General features: G+C 66.9%; 19 protein-coding genes. 3 read left to right on the forward strand and 16 right to left on the reverse strand.

What is annotated here, in order from left to right; genetic code table 11:
• Positions 1-36: 36 nt before the first annotated feature.
• The 10 genes from BP68_RS17250 to BP68_RS17295 all read right to left on the reverse strand — a co-directional run bounded on the left by BP68_RS17250 (position 37) and on the right by BP68_RS17295 (position 12,586).
• On the reverse strand, positions 37-999 hold the full coding sequence (locus tag BP68_RS17250; protein ID WP_496374038.1) for an aspartate carbamoyltransferase catalytic subunit: 963 nt from the start codon (positions 997-999) through the stop codon (positions 37-39).
• 2 nt (positions 1,000-1,001) lie between these two features.
• A complete protein-coding gene (pyrR, locus tag BP68_RS17255) occupies positions 1,002-1,538 on the reverse strand; it encodes a bifunctional pyr operon transcriptional regulator/uracil phosphoribosyltransferase PyrR (protein ID WP_496374040.1) in 537 nt (178 codons plus the stop codon).
• Entirely contained in the window at positions 1,535-1,954 is a 420-nt protein-coding gene (gene ruvX / locus BP68_RS17260) for a Holliday junction resolvase RuvX (protein ID WP_496374042.1), read from the reverse strand. The genes pyrR and ruvX overlap by 4 nt, the downstream gene beginning before the upstream one ends.
• A complete protein-coding gene (locus BP68_RS17265; protein WP_496374044.1) occupies positions 1,951-2,550 on the reverse strand; it encodes a YqgE/AlgH family protein in 600 nt (199 codons plus the stop codon). Before BP68_RS17265 ends, ruvX begins: the two co-directional genes overlap by 4 nt.
• A gap of 122 nt (positions 2,551-2,672) precedes the next feature.
• Positions 2,673-8,711, reverse strand: coding sequence for a hybrid sensor histidine kinase/response regulator (locus tag BP68_RS17270; RefSeq protein ID WP_496374046.1), 6,039 nt, complete (start codon positions 8,709-8,711; stop codon positions 2,673-2,675).
• A 47-nt stretch (positions 8,712-8,758) separates the two neighbouring features.
• Positions 8,759-11,026 (reverse strand): methyl-accepting chemotaxis protein, encoded by a 2,268-nt coding sequence (locus tag BP68_RS17275; protein WP_496374049.1) that lies wholly within the window; start codon positions 11,024-11,026, stop codon positions 8,759-8,761.
• A gap of 21 nt (positions 11,027-11,047) precedes the next feature.
• Entirely contained in the window at positions 11,048-11,575 is a 528-nt protein-coding gene (locus BP68_RS17280) for a chemotaxis protein CheW (RefSeq protein ID WP_496374051.1), read from the reverse strand.
• A 15-nt stretch (positions 11,576-11,590) separates the two neighbouring features.
• The gene (locus BP68_RS17285; protein ID WP_011806674.1) at positions 11,591-11,956 is read right to left on the reverse strand and encodes a response regulator; all 366 of its coding nucleotides are present in this window, start codon (positions 11,954-11,956) and stop codon (positions 11,591-11,593) included.
• A gap of 11 nt (positions 11,957-11,967) precedes the next feature.
• Positions 11,968-12,360, reverse strand: a complete 393-nt coding sequence (locus BP68_RS17290) for a response regulator (RefSeq protein WP_496374054.1) — start codon at positions 12,358-12,360, stop codon at positions 11,968-11,970.
• 52 nt (positions 12,361-12,412) lie between these two features.
• Positions 12,413-12,586: a rubredoxin gene (locus BP68_RS17295; RefSeq protein WP_496374056.1), complete on the reverse strand. Its 174-nt coding sequence runs from the start codon at positions 12,584-12,586 to the stop codon at positions 12,413-12,415.
• Positions 12,587-12,719: 133 nt separating this feature from the next.
• Between BP68_RS17295 and thiD the strand changes: the two genes are divergently transcribed.
• The 3 genes from thiD (at position 12,720) to BP68_RS17310 (ending at position 16,849) form a co-directional block, all read left to right on the forward strand.
• Entirely contained in the window at positions 12,720-13,619 is a 900-nt protein-coding gene (gene thiD / locus BP68_RS17300; RefSeq protein ID WP_496374058.1) for a bifunctional hydroxymethylpyrimidine kinase/phosphomethylpyrimidine kinase, read from the forward strand.
• Positions 13,603-14,907, forward strand: a complete 1,305-nt coding sequence (gene hemL / locus BP68_RS17305; RefSeq protein WP_496374060.1) for a glutamate-1-semialdehyde 2,1-aminomutase — start codon at positions 13,603-13,605, stop codon at positions 14,905-14,907. The genes thiD and hemL overlap by 17 nt, the downstream gene beginning before the upstream one ends.
• Positions 14,908-15,094: 187 nt before the next feature.
• A complete protein-coding gene (locus BP68_RS17310; protein ID WP_496374062.1) occupies positions 15,095-16,849 on the forward strand; it encodes an alkaline phosphatase D family protein in 1,755 nt (584 codons plus the stop codon).
• A 101-nt stretch (positions 16,850-16,950) separates the two neighbouring features.
• On the opposite strand, the gene BP68_RS17315 is transcribed toward BP68_RS17310, so the two are convergent.
• From BP68_RS17315 to dusB, 6 genes are all read right to left on the reverse strand, one after another.
• A complete protein-coding gene (locus tag BP68_RS17315; protein WP_496374064.1) occupies positions 16,951-17,397 on the reverse strand; it encodes a c-type cytochrome in 447 nt (148 codons plus the stop codon).
• A gap of 26 nt (positions 17,398-17,423) precedes the next feature.
• Positions 17,424-18,773, reverse strand: coding sequence for a DUF6056 family protein (locus tag BP68_RS17320; RefSeq protein ID WP_496374066.1), 1,350 nt, complete (start codon positions 18,771-18,773; stop codon positions 17,424-17,426).
• A gap of 27 nt (positions 18,774-18,800) precedes the next feature.
• Positions 18,801-19,238, reverse strand: coding sequence for a hypothetical protein (locus tag BP68_RS17325; RefSeq protein WP_496374068.1), 438 nt, complete (start codon positions 19,236-19,238; stop codon positions 18,801-18,803).
• Between the two features lie 87 nt (positions 19,239-19,325).
• On the reverse strand, positions 19,326-20,927 hold the full coding sequence (gene purH, locus BP68_RS17330; protein ID WP_496374070.1) for a bifunctional phosphoribosylaminoimidazolecarboxamide formyltransferase/IMP cyclohydrolase: 1,602 nt from the start codon (positions 20,925-20,927) through the stop codon (positions 19,326-19,328).
• An 81-nt stretch (positions 20,928-21,008) separates the two neighbouring features.
• Positions 21,009-21,242 carry a Fis family transcriptional regulator gene (locus BP68_RS17335; protein ID WP_496374072.1) on the reverse strand — a complete coding sequence of 78 codons (234 nt, stop codon included), beginning with the start codon at positions 21,240-21,242 and terminating at the stop codon, positions 21,009-21,011.
• Positions 21,223-22,278 carry a tRNA dihydrouridine synthase DusB gene (dusB, locus tag BP68_RS17340; protein ID WP_496374074.1) on the reverse strand — a complete coding sequence of 352 codons (1,056 nt, stop codon included), beginning with the start codon at positions 22,276-22,278 and terminating at the stop codon, positions 21,223-21,225. Before dusB ends, BP68_RS17335 begins: the two co-directional genes overlap by 20 nt.
• Positions 22,279-22,322: the final 44 nt, after the last annotated feature.

The raw sequence follows: 22,322 nt of genomic DNA on the forward strand, positions 1-22,322 counted from the left end.
CTGGATAAGCGCAAGCAGCTATGAAAATAATAGTATTCAAGCCTCGTTCCCGGCCACGATGGACATGACGGCCATACGCACCGCGATGCCGAAGGTGACCTGCGGCAGGATCACGGCCTGCGGGCCGTCGACCACGGCGGAGTCGATCTCCACGCCGCGGTTGATCGGGCCGGGGTGCATGACGATGGCGTCGGGCTTGGCCAGCTGCAGCTTTTCGGGCGTGAGGCCGAAGCTCTTGAAATATTCCTGGCTCGAGGGCAGCAGCGCGCCGCTCATGCGCTCGTTTTGCAGGCGCAGCGTGATGACCACGTCGCAGCCCTTGATGCCCTCTTCCAGGCTGTGGAACACGCGCACGCCCATCTGCGCCATGTCGGAAGGCACCAGGGTGCGCGGGCCGACCACGCGCACCTCGGCCGCGCCCAGCGTGGTCAGCGCGTGGATGTCCGAGCGCGCCACGCGCGAGTGCAGCACGTCGCCGACGATGGCCACCGTCAGGTTGGAGAAGTCCTTCTTGTAGTGCCGGATGGTGTACATGTCCAGCAGGCCCTGCGTGGGGTGCGCGTGGCGGCCGTCGCCGGCGTTGACCACATGCACATGCGGGGCCACATGCTGGGCGATGAGGTAGGGCGCGCCCGATTCGCTGTGGCGCACGACGAAGATGTCGGCCGCCATGGCCGACAGGTTGTCGATGGTATCCAGCAGCGTCTCGCCCTTGGCGGTGGAGCTGCGCGCGATGTCGAGGTTGAACACGTCGGCCGACAGGCGCTTGGCCGCGATCTCGAACGTGGTGCGCGTGCGCGTGCTGTTCTCGAAAAACAGGTTGAACACGCTCTTGCCGCGCAGCAGGGGCACCTTCTTGACCTCGCGGTCGTTGACGCTCGTGAAGTTGGCCGCGGTGTCCAGGATATGCGTGACGATGTCCTTGGGCAGGCCCTCGATCGACAGCAGGTGGATCAGCTCGCCGTTCTTGTTGAGTTGGGGGTTGCGCTTGTACAGCACCGTCAGACCTCTTTGACGTCGAAATGGAATGCGCCGCCCTCGGTGCGGGCCAGCGACAGCGATTGCGTGGCCGGCAGCGCCACGCGCGCCGCGGCAAACTCGGCGGCCACGGGCAGCTCGCGCCCGCCGCGGTCCACCAACACCGCCAGGCGCACGCAGGCCGGACGGCCGTAGTCGAACAGCTCGTTGAGCACGGCGCGGATGGTGCGGCCGGTGTAGAGCACGTCGTCCAGCACCAGGATGTCGGCGCCGTTCACGTCGAACGGCAGCGTGGTCTGGGCGCTGGCGGCCAGGCCGCGCTGCGAGAAATCGTCGCGGTGCATGGCGGACGACAGCACGCCCGCCGCGCCGGGCAGGCCCAGGTCCTTGTGCAGGCGTTCGGCCAGCCAGGCACCGCCCGAGGCGATGCCCGCCAGATAGGTCTGGGGGCCGCGCAGCGCACGCACGCCGCGCAGCAGCTCGGCGTAGAGCGCCTCGGCATCCAGCGTCAGGTGGCCCTGGCGCGCGGCGCCCGGCGCCGCGGAAGAAGCAGAACTCATGGCAGATTCCTCAAAAACTGTTCCAGGATGATGCAGGCCGACGCCGCATCGGCATCGCTCGCGCCCTCGGCCAGGGCCTCGGTGGTGCTGTAGCGCTCGTCCACCTCGAAGACCTGCAGGCCGAAGCGCCCGCGCAGCTGGCGCGCAAACTTCAGCGCGCGGGCCGTGTTCTCGTGCGGCGCCCCGTCCGGATGGCAGGGCACCCCCACCACCAGGGCGTCGGGCTGCCATTCGCGGATGCGCTCGGCCACCTGGGCAAAGCGCGCGTCGCCCTCGGCACGTATGGTTCCCTGCGGCGTGGCCGTGCGCAGCATGCGCGTACCGACGGCGACACCGGTGCGCTTGAGTCCGAAGTCGAAGGCCAGAAAGGATTGGAAGTGCGCGGGAACGGCGGAAGCAGCAGGCTGGCCGCTCATGCATGCCCCGCTTCGGGCGACAGCATCCACGCCTGCAGGCCCAGCAACCCCAGCGCGCGGTCGTAGCGCTCGTCCACGGGGGTTTCGAAGATGACCGAGATGTCTGCGCCCACCGTCAGCCAGCTGTTTTCGCCCAGTTCGGACTCCAGCTGGCCCTCGCCCCAGGCCGAATAGCCCAGGGTCACCAGCACGCGCCGCGGCCCGGCGCCATGTGCCAGCGCCTCCAGCACGTCCTTGGAAGTGGTCATCTCCAGCCCGCCGGGAATGGTCATGGTGGAGGCATAGGGTGATTCGTCCTCACCCTCGGACACGCCGCGCATGGCCTCATGCAGCACGAAGCCGCGTTCGGTCTGCACCGGACCGCCCTGGAACACGGGCTGGTGCGTGAGATCCGCGCGCCCCAGGGGCAGGTCCACCTTCTCGAACAAGCCTTCCAGGCTGATGTCGGTAGGCTTGTTGATGATCAGGCCCAATGCGCCACGCTCGCTGTGCTCGCACAAATACACCACGCTGCGCGAAAAAGATGCATCTTCCATGCCCGGCATGGCAATCAGGAAGTGGTGCGTCAGGTTCATGGGCGCGGAATCGGGGGGCATGGGCCGATTCTACGGCCAAGCCGATGCCCGCCCGGGCCCGTGGGACCGGGGGGCACCGCCGAAAACAAAGGCCCGGCGGGCAGTCAGCCGGCCGGGCCTGTGTCGGAGTGCACCCGCCGCCCTCAGGCGTTTTCCGCCTCGGCGGTCAGCCGCGCGTAATGCTGCACCAGGCTCATGAGCTCCTCGTCGGAGTACGGCTTGCCCAGATAGTGGTTCACGCCCAGCTCCATCGCGTGATCGCGGTGCTTTTGCGCGATGCGCGAGGTGATCATGATGATTGGCAGGTCGCGCAATGCCGCATCCGCGCGGATGTTGCGCGCCAGGTCGAACCCGTCCATGCGCGGCATTTCGATGTCCGACAGCACGACGGTGGGCCGCTCCTCCTGCAGCCGCTCCAGCGCCTGCAGGCCGTCGGCCGCCAGGGCCACGCGGTAGCCTTCGCGCTGCAGCAGGCGCTGCGTCACGCGGCGCACGGTGATGGAGTCGTCCACCACCAGGACCAGGGGCACCTGGTTGACCGGCGGCATCAGCGATGCCGCGGGCACGCCCTCGCCACCGGGCGCGGCAGCCGGTACGGAATCCTGCGCGGCGGGGGCAAACGTGGTGCTGCGCACCTGGTCGCCGTACACCGTCGCCAGGGCCACGGGGTTGTAGATCAGCACCACGGCGCCGGAAGCGAGCACGGACATGCCCGCCAGGCCGGGCAGGCGCGCCAGCTGCGGTCCCAGGTTCTTCACCACCACTTCCTGGTTGCCCAGCACTTCATCCACGTGCATCGCGATGCGCTGCGAAGCGCTGCGCAGAATCACCACCGGCCGGCTCTTGCCCGCCACCTCGGTACTGCGCGCCGACGACTGGAGCAGGGCCCCGGCCCAATAGAAGGGCAGGTCTTCCTGTCCGTCGGAGAACCTGTGGCTGGCGTAGGCGGCATCCAGTTCCGCACCGGTACCGCGGCGCACGATCTGCACCAGGTTGGCAGGAACGCCGATGGTCAAATGGCCGGCACGCAGCATCACCACCTGCGTCACGGCGGTCGTGAGCGGCAACACCATGCGGAAGGCCGTGCCCTTGCCCGCTTCGGTCGTGGTCTCGATGCGTCCACCGAGGGCATTGACCTCGGAGCGCACCACGTCCATGCCGATGCCGCGGCCCGACAGGCCCGTGACCTCGGCCGCCGTGGTGAAGCCCGGCATGAACACCAGGTTGGCGGCCTCGGCGCTGCTCAGCTGCGCATCCTCGGCAATCAGGCCCTGGGCCACGGCCTTGGCCCGGATGCGGGGGATGTTCAAGCCGGTGCCGTCATCGCGGAATTCGACCGACACGTCGTTCCCTTCGTGCCGCAGGCCAATGGTGATATGGCCCATCGCCGACTTGCCGGCGGCCACGCGCGCCTCGGGCTCCTCGATGCCATGCCCCACGCAGTTGCGCAGCAGGTGCTCAAAGGCCGGCGTCATGCGGTCCAACACCCCGCGGTCCATTTCGATGGAGCCGCCGGAAATGTCGAGCTTGATCTGCTTGCCGGTTTCCTTCGACGCCTGGCGCACCACGGCGTAGAGACGCTCGGAAATCCCCTCGAACTCCACCATACGGGTGCGCAGCAGGTCCCGCTGCAGCTCCCGCGCCTGCCGCCCCTGGGCAATCAGGTCGTCTTCCGCGCCCTCCATGGCGCGCTGCATGTTGCGCTGCACCGTTGCCACGTCGTTCACCGACTCCGCCATCATGCGGGTCAGCTCCTGGACGCGGGTGAAGCGGTCGAACTCCAGCGGGTCGAAACCGGCCGTGGAATCCTTGGACAAGGCCAGGCGCGACTGCATCTGCGATTCGGCCTGCACCTCGATATCCCGCAACTGCTGACGCAGACGTTCCAGGTTGCCCGACAGGTCGGTCAACGAACCGCGCAGCTGCGACATGCGCACGTCCAGGCGCGAACGCGCGATCATCACCTCGCCCGCCTGGTTCACCAGCCGATCCAGCAGCTGCGACCGCACGCGTACCGACTGCCCCCCCGCCACACGCGCCGGCGACAGCGACGTGCCGATGGGTGCGCGCAGCACGGCTGGCGCCGCGACCTGCGCCGGCGCAGCGTCCACGGAGGCTTTCTGCGCCACCTCCGGTGTCGCCGGGTGAACGGCCACCGGCTCGGACAAGGGCTGCGCGCCAATGGTGCGCAGCGCATCGAAGCCGGCCTGAAGCGCGTCGAAGCTGGCGAGCAGGGGCTCGATATCTCCGGTCCCGACGGTTTCCGTGTCGATCTGCTCCACGGCCGTTTCCATGCGGTGGGCCATTTCGCCAAGCCGCATCGCACCGGCCAGGCGCGCACTCCCCTTCAGCGTATGGAGCGCACGCAGCAGCTCGCTGCGGGCCCCCAGATTCTCCGGACGCGCCGACCATTGGCGCAACGCCGCCCCCAAAGTGGGCAGCAGCTCCACCGCCTCTTCCTCGAAGATGGGGAACAAGTCCGGGTCAATGACGTCGAGCGCATCGATGTCATCGTCGATATCCACCGATGCCACGGCATGGGCAATGGCCGCATCGATCTCCAGGTCGCGGTCGGCTGTCAGCTCCGACTCCAGCGGTGCTGAAACGGGCACTTCGTCCCGCACCACCTGAGACGCCGCCATCTCCTGGCCAGACATCCCGGGGATGACCGGCTCATCGTCCACCTCTGCGACAGCCACGACCTCCGCTTCATCGAACTCCGGGCCACCCAGCGGCAGCATGCCGCTGGTCACCTCGGTCTGCAGAATCTCATGCAGCTGATCCAGCACCTGGGGATTCGGCTCCTTGAGGAAGCCCGCTGCGAACTGGTGCAGCAGGCGGCGAATGTCGTCGGCCGCTGCATTGAAGACCTGGGCATGCTCGGGCAGCCCCTGTGGCAGCAATTGGACATGCTGCAGCGTGTGCTCCAGCATGCGTGCCATCTCTGAAAGGGCCGTGAACCCCACGGTGGCCGAACTGCCCGCCAGCGAGTGGGCCAGTGCCACGGACGTGTCAGGCAACGGGTGGTGCAGCTCCAGCGACCACTCCTGCAGCGAAGTGACCAGACGGCGCGACCACTCATCGGCCTCGTTGAGATACACGTTGTACAACGGTATGCCGATGCGCAGGTGCTCAATGACCTTGACCGCTTCGTCCGCCAGGACAGCATCTTCGCTTTCACCGGCGCCAACGGGCGGCAGTGCAGCATCGGGCATGGATGCCGGCGCCGGGTCGTCAGACTCGAGAATGAACTCGGGTGCGGCGTCCGCCATCCCGATAAAGAAGGCATCCTCGGACTGCGGCTGTGGTTCCGGCACATCCTCCGCTGGAACAGCCAGGGCAGAGGCGGCAGGAGCATCGGCCGCAGGGGCGGCCGCGGCTTCCACCACCTGTTCGAACAACGCGAAGTCGACCTCCTCCGCCATCTCCGTTTCTGGAAACGCCATGGGCTCCGCGGCATCGGCTCCGGCCTCTTCCTCCTCGTCGATAGAGGTATCTGCAAAGTCCTCCAGCGGATCGTCGACATCCGGCAGAACCAGGTCGAAGTCGAAGGGCGCTGCAGCGTCCGCGGGCTCTGCTGCCACCTGCGGCGCGACCTCGTCGAACGTTTCCGGCACTGACACCAGAGGAAGGGAGTCCAGCGCGGCAAGCTCTGGCAAGTCGAGGGCGACGGCGCTCTCGACCGTAGCATCCTCCTCGGCCAGGGTCGCCGGCAACGCCGGCTGCGCCATGCCCGGCACAGCCAAGGGCACCGGTGTGCCCTCCATGCGCATGGCATCGGCCGCAACACGGAAAGCCTGCGCCTCCCAATGATCTGCCGCACCGGCGGCAATATCATCCGCCCATCGTCCAAAGGCCTGGAGCGCTTCCGTGGACAGCTGCAACAGGGGCGCCTTCATGGGCTTCTGTTCGGCCAGCCATGCATTGAGCGTCTGCTCCATGGACCATGCGGCCTCGCCGAACTCGTTCAGGCCCACCATGCGCGAACTGCCCTTGAGCGTATGGAACGCTCGGCGCAGCGTGGTCTGTTCGCTCAGGTCGCCAGGCTCGGCGTGCAGCATGCCGATGGCGGCCAGGCCGGTCGCGACCACCTCACGGGCCTCTTCCAGGAAGATATCCAGAAGCTCACCCTCGCCCTCATCCTCGGGCATCGCCGACGATGGGACCGCAGCAGGCACGGCCTGCATGGACTCGGGCTGCGGTTCTGCCTCCGCTGGCGCTGCTCCTCCCACATCGAGAGAAAAATCAATATCGGCCAGCAACTCCGGCGGCGGCGCCTCGGCGACTGCCGCAGGGGTGGGTTCAGGCGCATCCGGAAAGGTGAGTTCGGGCACTTCTTGCCCGACACCCGGCTCCATCAAGGCGGCACCGGAATCCTCGGTGCTGTCGGAGGCTGCAGGCCGGGCACGGCCCATCAGAATCCGCAACTCGCCCAACTCCTCGTCGTAGACGAAGAGCTTGCGTGCCATGGTGCGCTGGTAACTCAGCATGTCGATCAGGAAGCCCAGCGCCCCCAGGCTGCTGCCGAGCTTCTCGAAAACCTGCTGACGCTCTTCCGCCGGAACGTCGTTGATCAGCAGCCGCTCGACCGTATCGCGCATGCGCACCACGGCCAGCGAAGCCTGATCAAGCCCCAGCACCGACAGCACGCCACGCATTTGCTGCAGGCTGCCAGGAACGGAGCCAAGAGCCGCCAGGTCCTCGGGATTGCGGAAGAACTGGTCCATGGACTTTTCTGCTTCCGCCAACGTGGCCCGCAGTTCGCCCACGACGCTGCCCATGGTCTGATGGTCGCTGACCCGGCGGTACAGCTCCTCCATCCATTGCTCCAGCGGCTGCGACTCCCCACCCGCCGCCACGCCATCGAGGCGCTCGGCCAGACGCGCCGCGCGTTCCGCCATATATTGCTGCGCTGCGTCCAGCTCCTCGAAGGAGGCCTGCAGGTACAACACGGAGGTCGCCACCTCCATCGCAAGTGCTGGCGAGGGCGGCTCACCGGAGCGCGTCGTGCTCTCCACGGCACGCGTCAGTGCCTGTGCCAGGCTTTCGCTGTCGGGGTGGAGCTTGCGCAGCGAATCGCACACCAGGCTGAACTGGTCCGCCGCCGGCTTGAGCTTGTTGCGATCACCACCGGCCAGCGCCGACCATGTCTCCGTGGCCGCAGCGATACGCTTGCGCGCTTGCGCCAGAACAGCGGGATCAAACAGGCCAAAGCGGGGTTGGTCATAGTTCACCGGCTTGTGGCGCTCCAGCCCGAAAGCCTGCCGAACGGCCCGCAGCGCCGATGTCTCAGCGCCCGCCATGCCCGCGTCAGGCACCGCGGCCTGCGCACAGAAGAAAAGCAAGTCCTGCACAAGGCGGTCGCCAATCGCGCCCTCACCCTTGGCCAAGGTTGCATACTGCATCAGTACGCGCGACGCCGCCCGCTTGGCGTACACGTCGGGCTTCAGCGCCCCCTGTGCCAGGGCCTCGAAGAAACCTGCGCAGATTTTCCAGAACGCGCGCGTCTGACGATCCGCCTGGGCCGCGGCAAACCCCAAGCAGGTCGCCTGCATGTCCGCGGCCGCTGCCGGGTCGGCATTCTTGACGATGCGCAGCACAGCGCTGTCCAGGCGCGCACGCGCCTCGGCCCCATAGGACAACGGTTCCACGGTCGCAGGCAGATCCGGCTCGCGAAAACGACGCTCCACCGGCCACAGATCCGCCGGATGAACACGGTCTGCGCCCGCCAGCGCCTGGGCCTCCCGGTACTGCGGAAACAATGCCACGGGGGACACGGCCTTGCCAGCCAGCACCTGCTCCAGATATTCAATCAGCGCAAAACTGGCACGCTCGATAACGCCTGCCGCGTCATCGCTGCACAGCTCCGGACGCTGCACGAACCGCTGCACGGCCGTCTCCATGGCGCGCAGCACCAGAGCCGGCGGAGCCAGGCCCACCATCTCCAGGGCACCGCTGGCCTGGTGCAATTGCTGGCGCGCGATGCGCAAGGGACCGGCATCCAGGGAGGCCAGATCAGACTCACGGGCAATCTCGGCATCGCGCACAAAGCGACGCATGGCCTTGACGGCTCCGTCCAAGGATTTGCGCAACTCGTCGAGCACCCACGCGAGGGGCCCGAGGTCCTGCTCGCCCTGGGCCCAATCGGCACCCGATGCGTTTGCGGCGTCAATAGATGGCATGGGTTCGTCCCCGGCGGATCCGGGGTAGTTCGTTGATGGGATAAGCGTCAAGCGATCTTGAATCGCGCCACCGATTGCCGCAGTTCCTCTGCCACATGGGACAGCTCGCGCACCTGCTGCGCCGTCGTGCGGGTACCTTCTCCCGTCTGCTCCGTCACCGCAAAAATGTGCTGGATGTTGTCGGCCACACCGTTGGCCAGTTCCGCCTCGCGCGAAGCGGAGGAGGAAATCTGCTCAATCAGGTCGGCCAGTCGGCGCGACACGCGGTCGATCTCGGTCAGAGCGGTACCTGCGCTGTCGGAGAGCCGCGCACCTTCCACCACACCCTGCGTGGAGCGCTCCATGGCGGCCACGGCGTCCTGCGTATCGGTCTGAATGGCCTTCACCAGCGCCGAGATCTGGCGTGTGGCGTCGGCGGAACGTTCGGCCAAGCGCTGCACTTCTTCAGCCACCACCGAGAAGCCACGGCCGGCTTCACCGGCGGACGCGGCCTGGATGGCCGCATTCAGGGCCAGCACGTTGGTCTGCTCGGTAATGTCCGAAATCAGCTCGGTGATTTCACCAATCTCCTGGGACGACTCGCCCAGACGCTTGATTCGCTTGGACGTATCCTGAATCTGGTCGCGAATGGCGTTCATACCGCCAATGGCGTTCTGCACGGCCTGCAGGCCCTGGTCGGCAGCCTGCAGCGATTGGCGAGCCACCGAGGCCGATTCCTGCGCCTGGGAAGAAACCTCGTTAATGCGTGTGGCCATGTCCAGCACCGAACGGCCGGTTTCACGGATCTCTCGCAGCTGCTCCGTGGAGGCTGCAAGCAGCTCCGTGGAGGTGCTGTCCACCTGTGCGGTGGTTTGCGCCACGCGGGTCGCCGTGTTCTGCACGCTACCCACCAGCTGACGCAGCTCTTCCACCGTGTAGTTCACGGAGTCGGCAATGGCGCCCGTGATGTCCTCGGTCACCGTGGCTTCCTGCGTCAAGTCACCCTCGGCCACCGATTGCAGTTCGTTCATGAGTCGCAAAATGGCGGCCTGATTGGCGTCATTGACGCGCTTGGCCTCCTGCTCCTGGCGCTTGGCGTCACGCTGCAGCGCCTCGGCAGCCACCTGCCGGCTGCGGCTGTCCAGCAGCTGCACGCGAGAGATACCCACGCCGCACAGGAGCACGAAAATGCCGGCGACCGCCAGGGCCGCGAACTGGCCCGCGCCCATGCCGGACTGCGCGGAAAGCTTGACCTGCAAACCTTCCAGCTGGCGGCGCAATGGCTCGCTGTCGGCAATGATGGCCGACTGTGCCTCACGCGCGGACACTAGGCCCTGCAGGTTGCCCAAAATGGCGCCTGCCTGCGTACGCGTCTGCTCATAGAGCTTGATCAGCGCTTCCAATTGCTCGCGCGTCTGCGCATCACGCGTGGCAGCCAGCCGCAAGTCGGTGCTGCCATCCAGCATGCCTTGGGCAATTTCCTTGAAAGAATTCAAGTCCTTGCCCAAGAGAAACACCGCCTCGGGGCTCACACCCTCGGTGGTCTGAAATTCGTTGGCCGACTTGCCGATGCGCTGGGTCAGCATCACCAGCTGGCCCGCTGCAGAAATGTCAGCGGCGGGCGCACCCTGCTGCAGCTTGAGGGACGAAACCGTTTCCGCGATTTCCAGCAGATCGGAGGATTGGCGGTTGATAGTGCGCAAGGCGTCCCCGACCTGGGTCAGGATCTTTTGCTGCCCCATCACCACGCCGGCGTTGCGCTCCGCACGCTCCACCAGCGGCGTTATGGCTTCCAGTTCCGGCTTGAAGGGCTCGCCCAGCGCCTGCACATCCAGCTCACCGTCACCGCTGTTGAGTGCGCGCACGTTGCGCGCCAGCACCCCCGAGCTCTCCACCACGTCCGGAAAGGCCTGCGGACTGCCCACCAGTGCCTGTGAAACCGACTTCGCCAAGCGCTGTGACTGCATCAGCGACTGCCCCGTGGCAGCCAGCTGCTGCGCAGAGCGGTTGGCCTGCTGCAGCACCCAGCCGGCAATCAGCGCCAGCACCACCAATCCAACGCCCAGCAGCATCAGCAGGCGGCGCTGGTGGGTCGCAGTGCTTGCCCTGCCCAGCAGGGGCAGGGCCACCAGATCCTCCTCGCCGAACTCGGCCTCGCCGTACTGCGACACCGCGCCGGGATCTCCCTGCACGCTGTTCATGCCATCTGCCTGGTATGACTCGGGCAACATGCCAGCCGCCAGCGGATCCTGCCCCACGTCCGACTGATTCAGATCGGCGTCCGGCTCTGCTGGTTTACGGTTGAACAGTTTTCCAAATGGATTGACGACGGACATGGTGCTGCCTTACAGAAAAAATCAAGCGCTGATGCTGAGAAACTCGGGGTGCTGGGACAGGGCCTGCAGGTTCAGCTCCTGCCAGCGCGTGCCCTGCGAATCGAGATAGGTGCTGCCGAAATACGGTGGCGCCTCGTCCTCTGGCGGTTCGGATGCGACAAACGCCTCCGTGCCGCGCAAGCCGGACAACCGGTCCACGAGCAGCGCCGCATTCACTTCCAGGGCGCCATTCAGGGCCAGCAGGCTGGACTCGGAAAGCGCCTGCTCCGAACGCACCTGCTCGGCGCCCAGCAGTCCCGCCAGGTCCACGACGCCCGTCAGCGAGCCGCGCAGATTGGCCACGCCCAGGAACCACGGCTGGGTGTAGGGGACGGACTGAACCCCGCCCCAGGGAAAGATTTCCCCGGACTGTCCCAGGGGAAGGAGAAAATGCCGACCGGCCGACTCCACGGCCAGCCAGGACGAAACAGACACCCCCTCACCCCTTGCCGCCTGCAAGCGTGCGGCGAGTCGTGTCTGGAGCTCTTTCAGGGCTTCGCGATTGGCCATGGAGACGGTGCAGCCTTAGTTCAGCGCATCAATCTTGGCCTGCAGCTCTGCAGGATCGACCGGCTTGGTGATATAGCCGCGTGCGCCCTGACGCATGCCCCATACGCGGTCCGTTTCCTGGTTCTTGCTCGTGCACATGATGATGGGCACGTCTGCGTACTGCGGGTCACGGGTGATGGCGCGGGTCAGCTGGAAGCCGTTCTGGCCCGGCATGACGACGTCCATGAGAATCAGGTCCGGCTTTTCCTCAGCCAAACGGCGGAAGGCTTCCTCCGCATTCTCGGCCGTGCGAACCTGCATGCCCTTCTTCTGCAGCAAGTCGGTCAGAAACATCAACTCGGTCTTCGAGTCGTCAACGACCAGCACTTTCTGAATCGGCATTACAAAACTCCTTATTGCGCATTGCCGAATTGCTGCACTGCCTGCAGCAATTGGTCTTTGGTAAATGGTTTGGTGAGATATTCCTGGCAGCCGACCATACGGCCGCGAGCCTTGTCGAAAACCCCATCCTTGGATGAAAGCATCACTACCGGCGTATCTGCGAAGTGCGCATTGCGTTTGATGATGGCGCAGGTCTGATAACCATCCAGCTTGGGCATCAGGATGTCGCAGAAAATCAGCTGAGGCCGGTAATCATTGACCTTGGCCAAGGCATCAAAGCCATCGTCGGCCAGCAGAACCTCGTGCCCGCCCTGCTTGAGGAAGATTTCGGCACTGCGTCGGATCGTATTGCTGTCGTCCACCACAAGCACCCTGAAGGTGGAACCGGTTGTCGTCGTAGCCAATTTCTCACTGCTCCTGATGGGAACGTTAAACAACGCAGGCAGGAGCCGCGCCTCAAATCTCGACCATCTCGAAGTCTTCCTTGCGTGCGCCGCATTCCGGGCATGTCCAGTTCATGGGGACATCCTCCCAGCGGGTGCTTGGTGCAATGCCGTGCTCTGGCGAACCCGCAGCCTCGTCATATATCCAACCGCAAATCAAGCACATCCAAGTTCTAGGGTCCGTCACAGCTTAAGGGGCCTTCACATAGAATGCAACGATTGTATCTAGTCATCACTGCAGGATGCAGCTTTCGTGCCACCGGTTACGCTGGCACCCTCACATGAGACCGAATACTCTTTCATCACCGGATAATCCGGGTATGGCGGCGGATGATGGCGAATCCACCGTGCCCGCCATCTGCGTGATGGTTTTCAATGCCAACGACCCCAGCGGCGCGGGCGGCCTGACGGCCGACATCGCGGCCGTGGCCTCGGTCGGGGGACATCCCCTGCCGGTGGTCACCGGCACCTACGCACGCGACAGCGCCGAGATCTTCGACCACTACGCCTTCGAGGACGATACCGTGGCCGAGCAGGCGCGCGCCGTACTCGAGGACATGACCGTGCAGGCCATCAAGGTCGGCTTCGTCGGCAGCCCCGAAAACCTGAGCACCATCGCCGAAATCGCCGCCGACTATGCCGAGGTTCCGGTGATCGCCTACATGCCCGACCTGTCCTGGTGGCGCGACGACCTCATCGACCAGTACCACGACGCGTTCCGCGAGCTGCTGCTGCCCCAGGCCTCGGTGTTGGTCGGAAACCACAGCACCCTGTGGCGCTGGCTGTTGCCCGACTGGAGCAGCGACCGCGCCCCTTCGGCCCGCGATCTGGCGGCGGCCGCCTCGGAGAGCGGCGTGCCCTATCTGCTGGTGACGGGCATCCCCGCGGCGGACCAGCGCATCGACAACGTGCTCGCCTCGGCCGAATCCGTGCTCGGCAGCGGCCGCTTCGAGCGCTTCGAGGTCACCTTCATCGGCGCGGGCGACACCCTGTCGGCCACCCTGGCCGCCCTCGTGGCCAGCGGCAGCGACCTGGGCGAGGCCACGAGCGAGGCGCTCACCTACCTGGATGGCTGCCTGGAGAACGGATTCCGCCCCGGCATGGGCCATGTGCTGCCCGACCGCATGTTCTGGGCCCAGCCCGACGATGACGACAATGACGAGGAGCCCCCCGCCGGTCCGGAGGGTTTCGACATCCCACCCCATGACATACAGCACTGATCGCAACCACTCCCTGTTCGAACGCGCCAAGGCGCTCATCCCCGGCGGCGTGAATTCGCCCGTGCGCGCCTTTCGCGCCGTGGGCGGCACGCCGCGCTTCATAGAGCGGGCGCAGGGCGCCTATATGTGGGATGCCAACGGCCAGCGCTTCATCGACTACATCGGTTCCTGGGGCCCGATGATCCTGGGCCACGGCCATCCCGCGGTGCTGGAGGCCGTGCAGAAGGCCGCGCTGGAAGGCTTCAGCTTCGGCGCCCCCACCGAGCGCGAGGTCGAGCTGGCCGAGGAGATCCTGCGCCACGTGCCCTCGATGGAGATGATCCGCCTCGTCAGCTCCGGCACCGAGGCCGGCATGAGCGCCATCCGCCTGGCGCGCGGCGCCACCCGACGCAACAAGATCATCAAGTTCAACGGCTGCTACCACGGTCATGCCGACTCGCTGCTGGTCAAGGCCGGCTCGGGCCTGGCCACCTTCGGCCATGCCACCAGCGCGGGCGTGCCACCCGAGGTGGTGCAGCACACCCAGGTGCTGGAATACAACGACGTGGCCCAGCTCGAGGAGGCCTTTGCCCTGCACGGCGCGGACATCGCCTGCGTGATCATGGAGCCCATCGCCGGCAACATGAACTTCGTGCGCGCCAGCGTGCCCTTCATGCGCCGCGCGCGCGAACTGTGCACGCAGCACGGCGCGCTGCTGGTCATCGACGAGGTCATGACCGGCTTTCGCGTGGCGCTGGGCGGCGCGCAGAGCCTGTACGCCCAGGCCATCCCCGGCTTCAAGCCAGACATCACGGTGCTCGGCAAGGTCATCGGCGGCGGCATGCCGCTGGCGGCCTTCGGCGGCTCGCGCGCTGTCATGGAGCAGCTCGCGCCGCTGGGCCCGGTGTACCAGGCGGGCACGCTGTCGGGCAACCCCGTGGCCACGGCCTGCGGCCTGGCCACGCTGCGCGAGATCGCCAAGCCGGGCTTCTACGACGCCCTGGCCGCACGCACGCGCTCGCTGGTCGACGGCCTGGGCGCCGCCGCCAGCGCCGCCGGTGTGCCCTTCTGCGGCGACTCCGAAGGCGGCATGTTCGGCTTCTTCCTGCTGCCGCAGCTGCCGCAGAACTACCCCGCGGTGCTCAACACCGACGGCATGCGCTTCAACGCCCTGTTCCACGGCCTGCTTGACGGCGGCGTGTACATCGCCCCGGCGCTGTACGAGGCCGGCTTCGTGAGCGCGGCCCACACCGACCAGGACATCGCCGACACCGTGGCCGTGGCGCGCGAGGTGTTCAAGAAGCTATAAAATCAATAGCTTACAGCGCTTGATACGAAAGCGCTAGAGCCCTAAAACACCACAAATCATCGCCATGCCCCGCCGCGGCCGGGGGGCATGGCGGCACCCGGGCGATGCCGCCTGGGCGACACGGCTTCATCAGCCTGTCACGCGACCCGGCGAGCCTTGGCGGCTTCACCCCTGACCACGCCCCGCCATGCAGCGCCACGACGACACCAAGCCCCTCACCAACCTTTTGCAGGCCGGCGCCACGCCGCCCTCCGACACCGGCCGGCGCCGCTTCGTGCGCCAGCTCACGCTGGGCGCGGCCGCGCTGGGCACCCTGCCCCTGGCCGCCTGCGGCGGCGGTGACGACGACGCGCCCGCCGTGCAGTTCGCCCATGGCGTGGCCAGCGGCGACCCGCTGGCCGACCGTGTGATGCTCTGGACCCGCGTGACCCCGCCCGCGGGCTTCACCGGCGACATCCCCGTGCAATGGGAAGTGGCCCGCGACGCCGCCTTCGCCACCATCGTCGCGCGCGGCGAGCTGCGCACCAGCGCGGCGCGCGACTTCACCGTGAAGGTGGACGCCACCGGCCTCCAGCCCGCCACGGCCTACCACTACCGCTTCACGGCGTTCGAGACCCGCTCGCCCGCGGCGCGCACCCGCACGCTGCCCACGGGCAGCGTGGCCCAGGTGAAGCTGGCCGTGTTCTCGTGCGCCAACTACCCGGCCGGCTACTTCAACGTGTATGCCGATGCCGCCCGCCGCAGCGACCTGGACGCCACCGTGCACCTGGGCGACTACCTCTACGAATACGGCCGCGGCGGCTATGCCTCGGGCAACGCCGAACAGCTCGGCCGCCTGTCGCAGCCGGCGGGCGAGATCCTCACGCTGCAGGACTACCGCACGCGCCACGCCCAGTACCGCGGCGATGCCGACCTGCAGGCCCTGCATGCCGCCGCCCCCATGATCGCCGTGTGGGACGACCACGAGATCGCCAACGATGCCTGGGCCGGTGGCGCCGAGAACCACCAGAGCGCCACCGAGGGCGCCTTCGCCGCGCGCAAGGCCGCCGCGCTGCAGGCCTACCACGAGTGGATGCCCACCCGCAACGCGCAGCCGGACAGCATCTACCGCAGCTTCGCCTTCGGCAACCTGCTGGCCCTGCACATGCTGGACACGCGCGTGGTGGGCCGCGACGAACCGATCGACTACGCCGCCTTCTTCAAGCCCGAGGGCTTCGACGCCGCCGGCTTCACCGCCGCCGTGGGCAGCCCCACGCGCCAGCTGCTGGGCACGGCCCAGACGCAGTGGCTGCAGCAGCAGATGGCCGCCTCCGGCGCCACCTGGCAGGTGCTGGGCCAGCAGGTGCTGATGGGCCGCATGAACATCCCCGCGCCCATCCTCATGGAGACACTGCGCCCCGGCAGCGGCGTGACCGTCTCGCGCTATGCGGCCATCGTCGCCAAGGCACGCACGGCGCCCGCCACGCTCACGCCCGAGGAGCAGGCCATCCTGGCCCAGCCCTCCATCCCCTACAACCTGGACGCCTGGGACGGCTACCAGGCCGCGCGCGAAACCGTGCTGGGCATGGCCCGTGCCCTGCGCAAGAACCTGGTGGTGCTGGCCGGCGACACGCACAACGCCTGGGCCAGCGAGCTGCAGGACATGCACGGCAACGCCGTGGGCGTGGAGTTCGCCACCTCATCGGTCAGCTCGCCCGGCTTCGAGGAGTACCTGCCGGGCGAAGACCCGGCCACACTGTCGGCCGCGCTGCTGCAGCTGGTGGAGCCGCTCAAGTACTGCGACACCTCGCGCCGCGGCTACATGGTGGTGACGGCCACCGCCGCCGAATGCCGTGCGCAGTGGGTGTACGTGAACACCATCGCCAGCCGCCAGTTCACGGCCCGCGCCGACGCCGCGCTGGCCGTCAAGGCCGGCGCGCCAGGGGTGCTGGTGCAGGGCTGATGGCGTTGTCTGGCGCAGCGCCAGGCGTTTCGAGTGTTTTTGGCCTCCAGCGCCCGTCCACAAAGCGCCAGCAGCTATCTTTTATGCAGTGACTGCGGCCATCACTCGGACTGCACGGCCGGCGGTACGGCCAGCAGCCACTGCGCCATCTGCAGCGACTGTGCCTCGGTGATCTGCGGATGGCGCGGCATGATCGTGCGACCCCAGGTACCCACGCTGCCCTCGCGGATCTTGCGCGCCAGGTACTCGGGCGCATCGGCGCGGCCCGCATAGCGCGCCGCGATCTGCGCGAACGGCGGGCCCACGTAATACCGCTCCACCCCGTGGCAGCGCATGCAGTCCGCCCCCTCCACCAGGGCCTTGCCGGCCGCCAATTCCGGGCGGGCCTGCTGCACAGCGTCCAGCGCCACCGTGGCCGCGCCGGGCTGCAGGATGCGCCAGCCCACATTGAGCACGCCCAGCACCACCAGCGCCATGAAGACCACGATGGCCCAGCCGAGCCAGCGGGGGCGCGGCGGGGGCGCGTCGTCGTCCACTCCTGGTTCCATGTCACCACCTCTGCGCATCACGCTTCCTAGTACTTCAGCAAATGCTTGACGGTCGTCCAGACGGCCACCAAGACCAGCCCCCAGACCGCCACCAACAGGCGCCGCCGCATCACTTCGGTAGGCATATCGGCAAACACCAATGCCGTCAGCATGAGCATGAGCATGTCCTGAAAAAAGAACACGCGCGGCCCCGAGGCATACAAGGTGGGAGACATGCCTATCACGGCCCCAGACGCAACCGCCGCAGCGAACACCACGACCACACCGAGCCGGGAACCGTAGCGCGCCCGAACACCCGCGTTGTAGAGGCTGGCCGCCATGCAGAGCGTGCCGCACATCACAAGAAAGAAGTGGACGTAGAACGCGGGGTCCAGTGCCGTTGCAAAGTTCCCCAGGCCATGGGCCGCATACCCGCCGCCGCCCGGGGGCGTTTGATAGCCCCACATCCGTACCAGGAAGTGTTCCTCACCGCTCACGGACTCCGCCAGCGGCACCAGCATCCGTGGCGCAAACTGCACCACCACCGGAACGATCGCCAACGCACGTACCGTCCATGAGGTCGAGCGCCGGAGCACCAGCAATGCCAGCAGCAGCACCAGCAGACAGCCCAGAAGATTCCGTTTGTGGAAGATGTGGCCGAACGCCAAATCCAGGCCGGCGATCACTCGCTCCCCCACGGTCCAATCCGCATATTCGGGGAACCAATAGCGGGTGACCACTTCGTAGCGCGACTGCGTGCCGGGCGCCAGCAGCACCACCAGGAAGGCCAGCAGCACGACAAGCATCAAAAGCCCATGGCCCCAGCGCAATTGGCGATCGCGATACAGCCGATACGCCAGGAGAAACTGAAAGCCCAGCATCAGCAAGCCCATCTGCTCCTGGGAGCCTGCATACAGGGCAGCCGGCACGCACCACACGAAGCTGCGCACCCGCGATGGCGTCTCCAGAAACGGCATCAGCACCACCAGCCCCGCCGCAAAAGGCCACAGGTAGTTGAACGACCCGGTCATCCACCAGACGCTGTCGCGCAGGACTTCACGGTGAACCAGGAACAGCCCGCAACAGATGAAGGCCAGCAGCTGCGGTTGACCCTCGCCACGCACATAGCGCGCCATGAACCGCACCACGACCAGCAGGCATGCCAGCGTCAGCAAGCGCCAGATCCACACCTGCTGGAGCAGAACGAGCGTCACCGCATCAATCAATGTCCTGCCGGACCAGGTCCGATACCGCTCCGAGAGGTAGTCCGCAAGCGACCGGTCCTTCATGGCCTGCAGGTACATGGCGTCATCGCCCCAGGACAGCGGCCCGCGGGTGGCCAGGATTCCCAGCAACGCCAATGCAAAAGCCAGAAGGATGCGATTGGCCGGGGACACTGCGCCCCAGGAGAATGACTGCCGCACCTACGCCCCCGGGAGTGAGGTGTGTGTGTCGATCAGTACACGCTCACCGCCACGCCGCACCGACAGCAGCACGCGCCACGGTCCCGGCGCCACATGGGTCTCTTTCGCCACCGCGTGGAACCCGCTGAATGCCATATTTCGCTCCCCGCCCAGTGCGGCATTGATATCCGGACGCGGCACCATGTTGGCACGCAGCTCCATGAACTGGCCGGGGTCGGCCCCCTGCAGCACGATGCGCGGATGAAGCCAGAAGCTGTCATTCTGCGGCTCTGCAACCCAGCCCGTCACATGGTAGACGCCGCTCTCCAAGCGGGCGGAATCGATGCCCCATTGAAGGCCTTCCACCATATGCACGGGTTCCGGCAGGGGTTTGCGGTGCACCGCTGGCTGCTGCTTGAACGCATACAAGCCCACGCAGGCCAGCGCGGGCAGCAGCACGCAGGCCGTCCATTGCGCGGCCGGAGACAGCCACCACGCAGACCTGTCGCGCTTTGCCCCTGCGATGCTTGTGGATCGCACGACCGATCAATGGCGGAAGTGGCGCACGCCCGTGAACACCATGGCCACGCCGCGCTCGTTGGCCGCGTCGATGACCTCCTGGTCGCGCATGGAGCCGCCGGGCTGGGCCACGCAGGTGGCGCCCGCATCAACCACCACGTCGAGGCCGTCGCGGAAGGGGAAGAAGGCGTCGCTGGCGACCACGGTGTTCTGCAGGCTCAGGCCCGCGGCCTGGGCCTTGATGCTGGCGATGCGCGCCGAGTCCAGGCGGCTCATCTGGCCCGCGCCCACGCCCATGGTCATGCCGCCCTTGCAGAACACAATGGCGTTGCTCTTGACGTACTTGGCGACCTTCCAGGCGAACATCAGGTCCTGCATCTCTTCCTGGGTGGGCTGCTTGACGGTGACCACCTTCACGTCGGGCAGCTGCAGCTCATGGTTGTCGGCGGTCTGCAGCAGCAGGCCCGAGCCCACGCGCTTGGCGTCCATCAGGTTGCGGCCCTGGGCCCAGGCGGTGGTGCCGCCGGCGACCGGCAGGGCGATCTTCATCAGGCGCACGTTGGCCTTGGCCTTGAACACCTCTAGCGCCTCGGGCGTGAAGTCGGGGGCCATCAGCACCTCGACGAACTGCTTGCTGACCTGCTGGGCGGCCGCGCCGTCCACCGGGCGGTTGAAGGCGATGATGCCGCCGAAGGCGCTGGTCGGGTCGGTCTGGAAGGCCTTGCTGTAGGCCTCCAGCGCGCTCGTGCCCACGGCCACGCCGCAGGGGTTGGCGTGCTTGACGATCACGCAGGCCGGCAGTTTGAAGCTCTTGACGCATTCCCAGGCGGCGTCGGCGTCGGCGATGTTGTTGTACGAAAGCTCCTTGCCCTGCAGCTGCACGCCGGTGACGATGGAGCCGGGCGCGGGTTGCAGGTCGCGGTACAGCGCGGCCTGCTGGTGGCTGTTCTCGCCGTAGCGCAGGTCCTGGATCTTGGTGAAGATGCCGTTGCTCTGGCCCGGGAACAGGTTGCGCTCGGGCACGTACTCCTCGGAGAGCTTCTCGGCCTCGAACTGCACGGAAGACAGGTAGTCGCTGATGGCGCCGTCGTACTGCGCGATGCGGTTGAACGCCGCCACCGACAGCGCAAAGCGCAGCTTGTCGCTCAGTTGGCCGGCGGCCTTCAGCTCGCCCAGCACGGCCTCGTACTGGTCGGCGGACGTGACCACGCCCACGTCCTTCCAGTTCTTGGCGGCGCTGCGCACCATGGCCGGGCCGCCGATGTCGATGTTCTCGATGGCGTCGGCCAGCGTGCAGCCGGCCTTGGCCACCGTGGCTTCGAACGGGTACAGGTTCACCACCAGCAGGTCGATGGTGTCGATGCCGTGCTCCTTCAGGGCCGCCATGTGGGCGGGCAGGTCGCGGCGCGCCAGCAGGCCGCCGTGCACCTTGGGGTGCAGGGTCTTCACGCGGCCGTCGAGCATCTCGGGGAACTGCGTGACCTCGGCCACCTCGGTGACGGGCAGGCCGCTATCGGCCAGCAGCTTGGCGGTGCCGCCGGTGGACAGCAGGCGGATGCCCAGGGCGTGCAGCGCGCGGGCGAATTCGACGATGCCGGTCTTGTCGGAGACGGAGAGGAGTGCGTTCATGGCGGTTGTGATGGTTTGAATTGAAATTCGGCCCTGGCGCTTATGTATCAAGCGCCAAATACTATGTTTTTAGGAGCATCGTCAGAGCAGCTTGTGCTCCACGAGCTTCTTGCGCAGCGTGTTGCGGTTCAGTCCCAGCCATTCGGCCGCGCGGGACTGGTTGTTGTCGGCGTGGCTCATCACCACTTCCAGCAGCGGCTTTTCCACCAGGCGCACGACCATGTCGTACACGCCATCCGGGGTCTCGCCGTCCAGGTCGCGAAAGTAGCCCTGCAGGCTCTCGCGCACGCTCTGTTCAATACTGTTCCTGCTCATGCATCGGTTCCCTCGATTCCGGGCCTGCGTCGTCGCACGCGGGCGCCAGCCGGTCCATTCGCGCACCCAGGGCGTCGAAATAGTCGGCCACGGCCTGCCATTGCACCGCGCAGTCCTCCATGGTGTTGATATGTTGTCTCAGCGCCTCGCCGCCCGGCAGCGCGCGCACGTACCAGGCGATGTGCTTGCGCGCGCTGCGCACGCCGCTGGCCTCGCCATACAGGCCGTAGTGGTCCTGCAGGTGGTCCAGCAGCAGGCGCCGCACCTCGGCCACCAGCGGCGGCGCCAGGTGCTCGCCCGTGGCGAGGTAGTGGCCGATCTCGCGGAAGATCCACGGCCGGCCCTGCGCCGCGCGGCCGATCATGATCGCGTCGGCCCCCGTGTGCGCGAACACCTCCCGCGCCTTCTCGGGCGAGGTGATGTCGCCATTGGCCACCACGGGCACGCGCACCGCGGCCTTCACGGCCGCAATGGTGTCGTACTCGGCCTGGCCCTTGTACCCCTGCTCGCGCGTGCGGCCATGCACCGTGAGCATCTGGATGCCCACGCCCTCGAACGCACGCGCCAGCTGCACGGCGTTCCGGTGCTGCTGGCACCAGCCCGTGCGCATCTTGAGCGTGACCGGCACGCCCCGCGGCGCGCAGGCGGCCACCACGGCCTCGGCGATCTCCACGGCCAGCGCCTCGTTCTGCATCAGGGCGGAGCCGGCCCATTTGTTGCAGACCTTCTTGGCCGGGCAGCCCATGTTGATGTCGATGATCTCGGCGCCGCGGTCGATGTTGTAGACCGCGGCCTCGGCCATCATGGCCGCATCGGTGCCGGCGATCTGCACCGCGATCGGGCCGGGCTCCCCCTCATGGTTGGCGCGGCGCGAGGTCTTGAGGCTGTTCCACAGGTCCTTGCGCGACGTCACCATCTCGCTCACCGCGTAGCCCGCGCCCAGCTGCTTGCACAGCTGGCGGAAGGGGCGGTCCGTCACGCCCGCCATGGGGGCGACGAACAGGCGATTCGCCAATGGAATATGGCCGATCTGCATGGACGGTACTGGTGCGCGAGGGGGGAGGGGCGAAGGGGCGGATT

This window comes from Diaphorobacter oryzae DSM 22780, assembly GCF_059568935.1.

What these genes read in the sequence shown, in the direction of transcription:
- BP68_RS17275 (WP_496374049.1), bottom strand. Translation starts at nt 11,026, where the DNA reads ATGTCCGTCGTCAATCCATTTGGAAAACTGTTCAACCGTAAACCAGCA.
- BP68_RS17315 (WP_496374064.1), bottom strand. Translation starts at nt 17,397, where the DNA reads ATGGAACCAGGAGTGGACGACGACGCGCCCCCGCCGCGCCCCCGCTGG.
- purH (WP_496374070.1), bottom strand. Translation starts at nt 20,927, where the DNA reads ATGAACGCACTCCTCTCCGTCTCCGACAAGACCGGCATCGTCGAATTC.
- pyrR (WP_496374040.1), bottom strand. Translation starts at nt 1,538, where the DNA reads ATGAGTTCTGCTTCTTCCGCGGCGCCGGGCGCCGCGCGCCAGGGCCAC.
- ruvX (WP_496374042.1), bottom strand. Translation starts at nt 1,954, where the DNA reads ATGAGCGGCCAGCCTGCTGCTTCCGCCGTTCCCGCGCACTTCCAATCC.
- BP68_RS17280 (WP_496374051.1), bottom strand. Translation starts at nt 11,575, where the DNA reads ATGGCCAATCGCGAAGCCCTGAAAGAGCTCCAGACACGACTCGCCGCA.
- hemL (WP_496374060.1), top strand. Translation starts at nt 13,603, where the DNA reads ATGACATACAGCACTGATCGCAACCACTCCCTGTTCGAACGCGCCAAG.
- BP68_RS17285 (WP_011806674.1), bottom strand. Translation starts at nt 11,956, where the DNA reads ATGCCGATTCAGAAAGTGCTGGTCGTTGACGACTCGAAGACCGAGTTG.
- BP68_RS17265 (WP_496374044.1), bottom strand. Translation starts at nt 2,550, where the DNA reads ATGCCCCCCGATTCCGCGCCCATGAACCTGACGCACCACTTCCTGATT.
- BP68_RS17310 (WP_496374062.1), top strand. Translation starts at nt 15,095, where the DNA reads ATGCAGCGCCACGACGACACCAAGCCCCTCACCAACCTTTTGCAGGCC.
- BP68_RS17270 (WP_496374046.1), bottom strand. Translation starts at nt 8,711, where the DNA reads ATGCCATCTATTGACGCCGCAAACGCATCGGGTGCCGATTGGGCCCAG.
- dusB (WP_496374074.1), bottom strand. Translation starts at nt 22,278, where the DNA reads ATGCAGATCGGCCATATTCCATTGGCGAATCGCCTGTTCGTCGCCCCC.
- thiD (WP_496374058.1), top strand. Translation starts at nt 12,720, where the DNA reads ATGGCGGCGGATGATGGCGAATCCACCGTGCCCGCCATCTGCGTGATG.
- BP68_RS17335 (WP_496374072.1), bottom strand. Translation starts at nt 21,242, where the DNA reads ATGAGCAGGAACAGTATTGAACAGAGCGTGCGCGAGAGCCTGCAGGGC.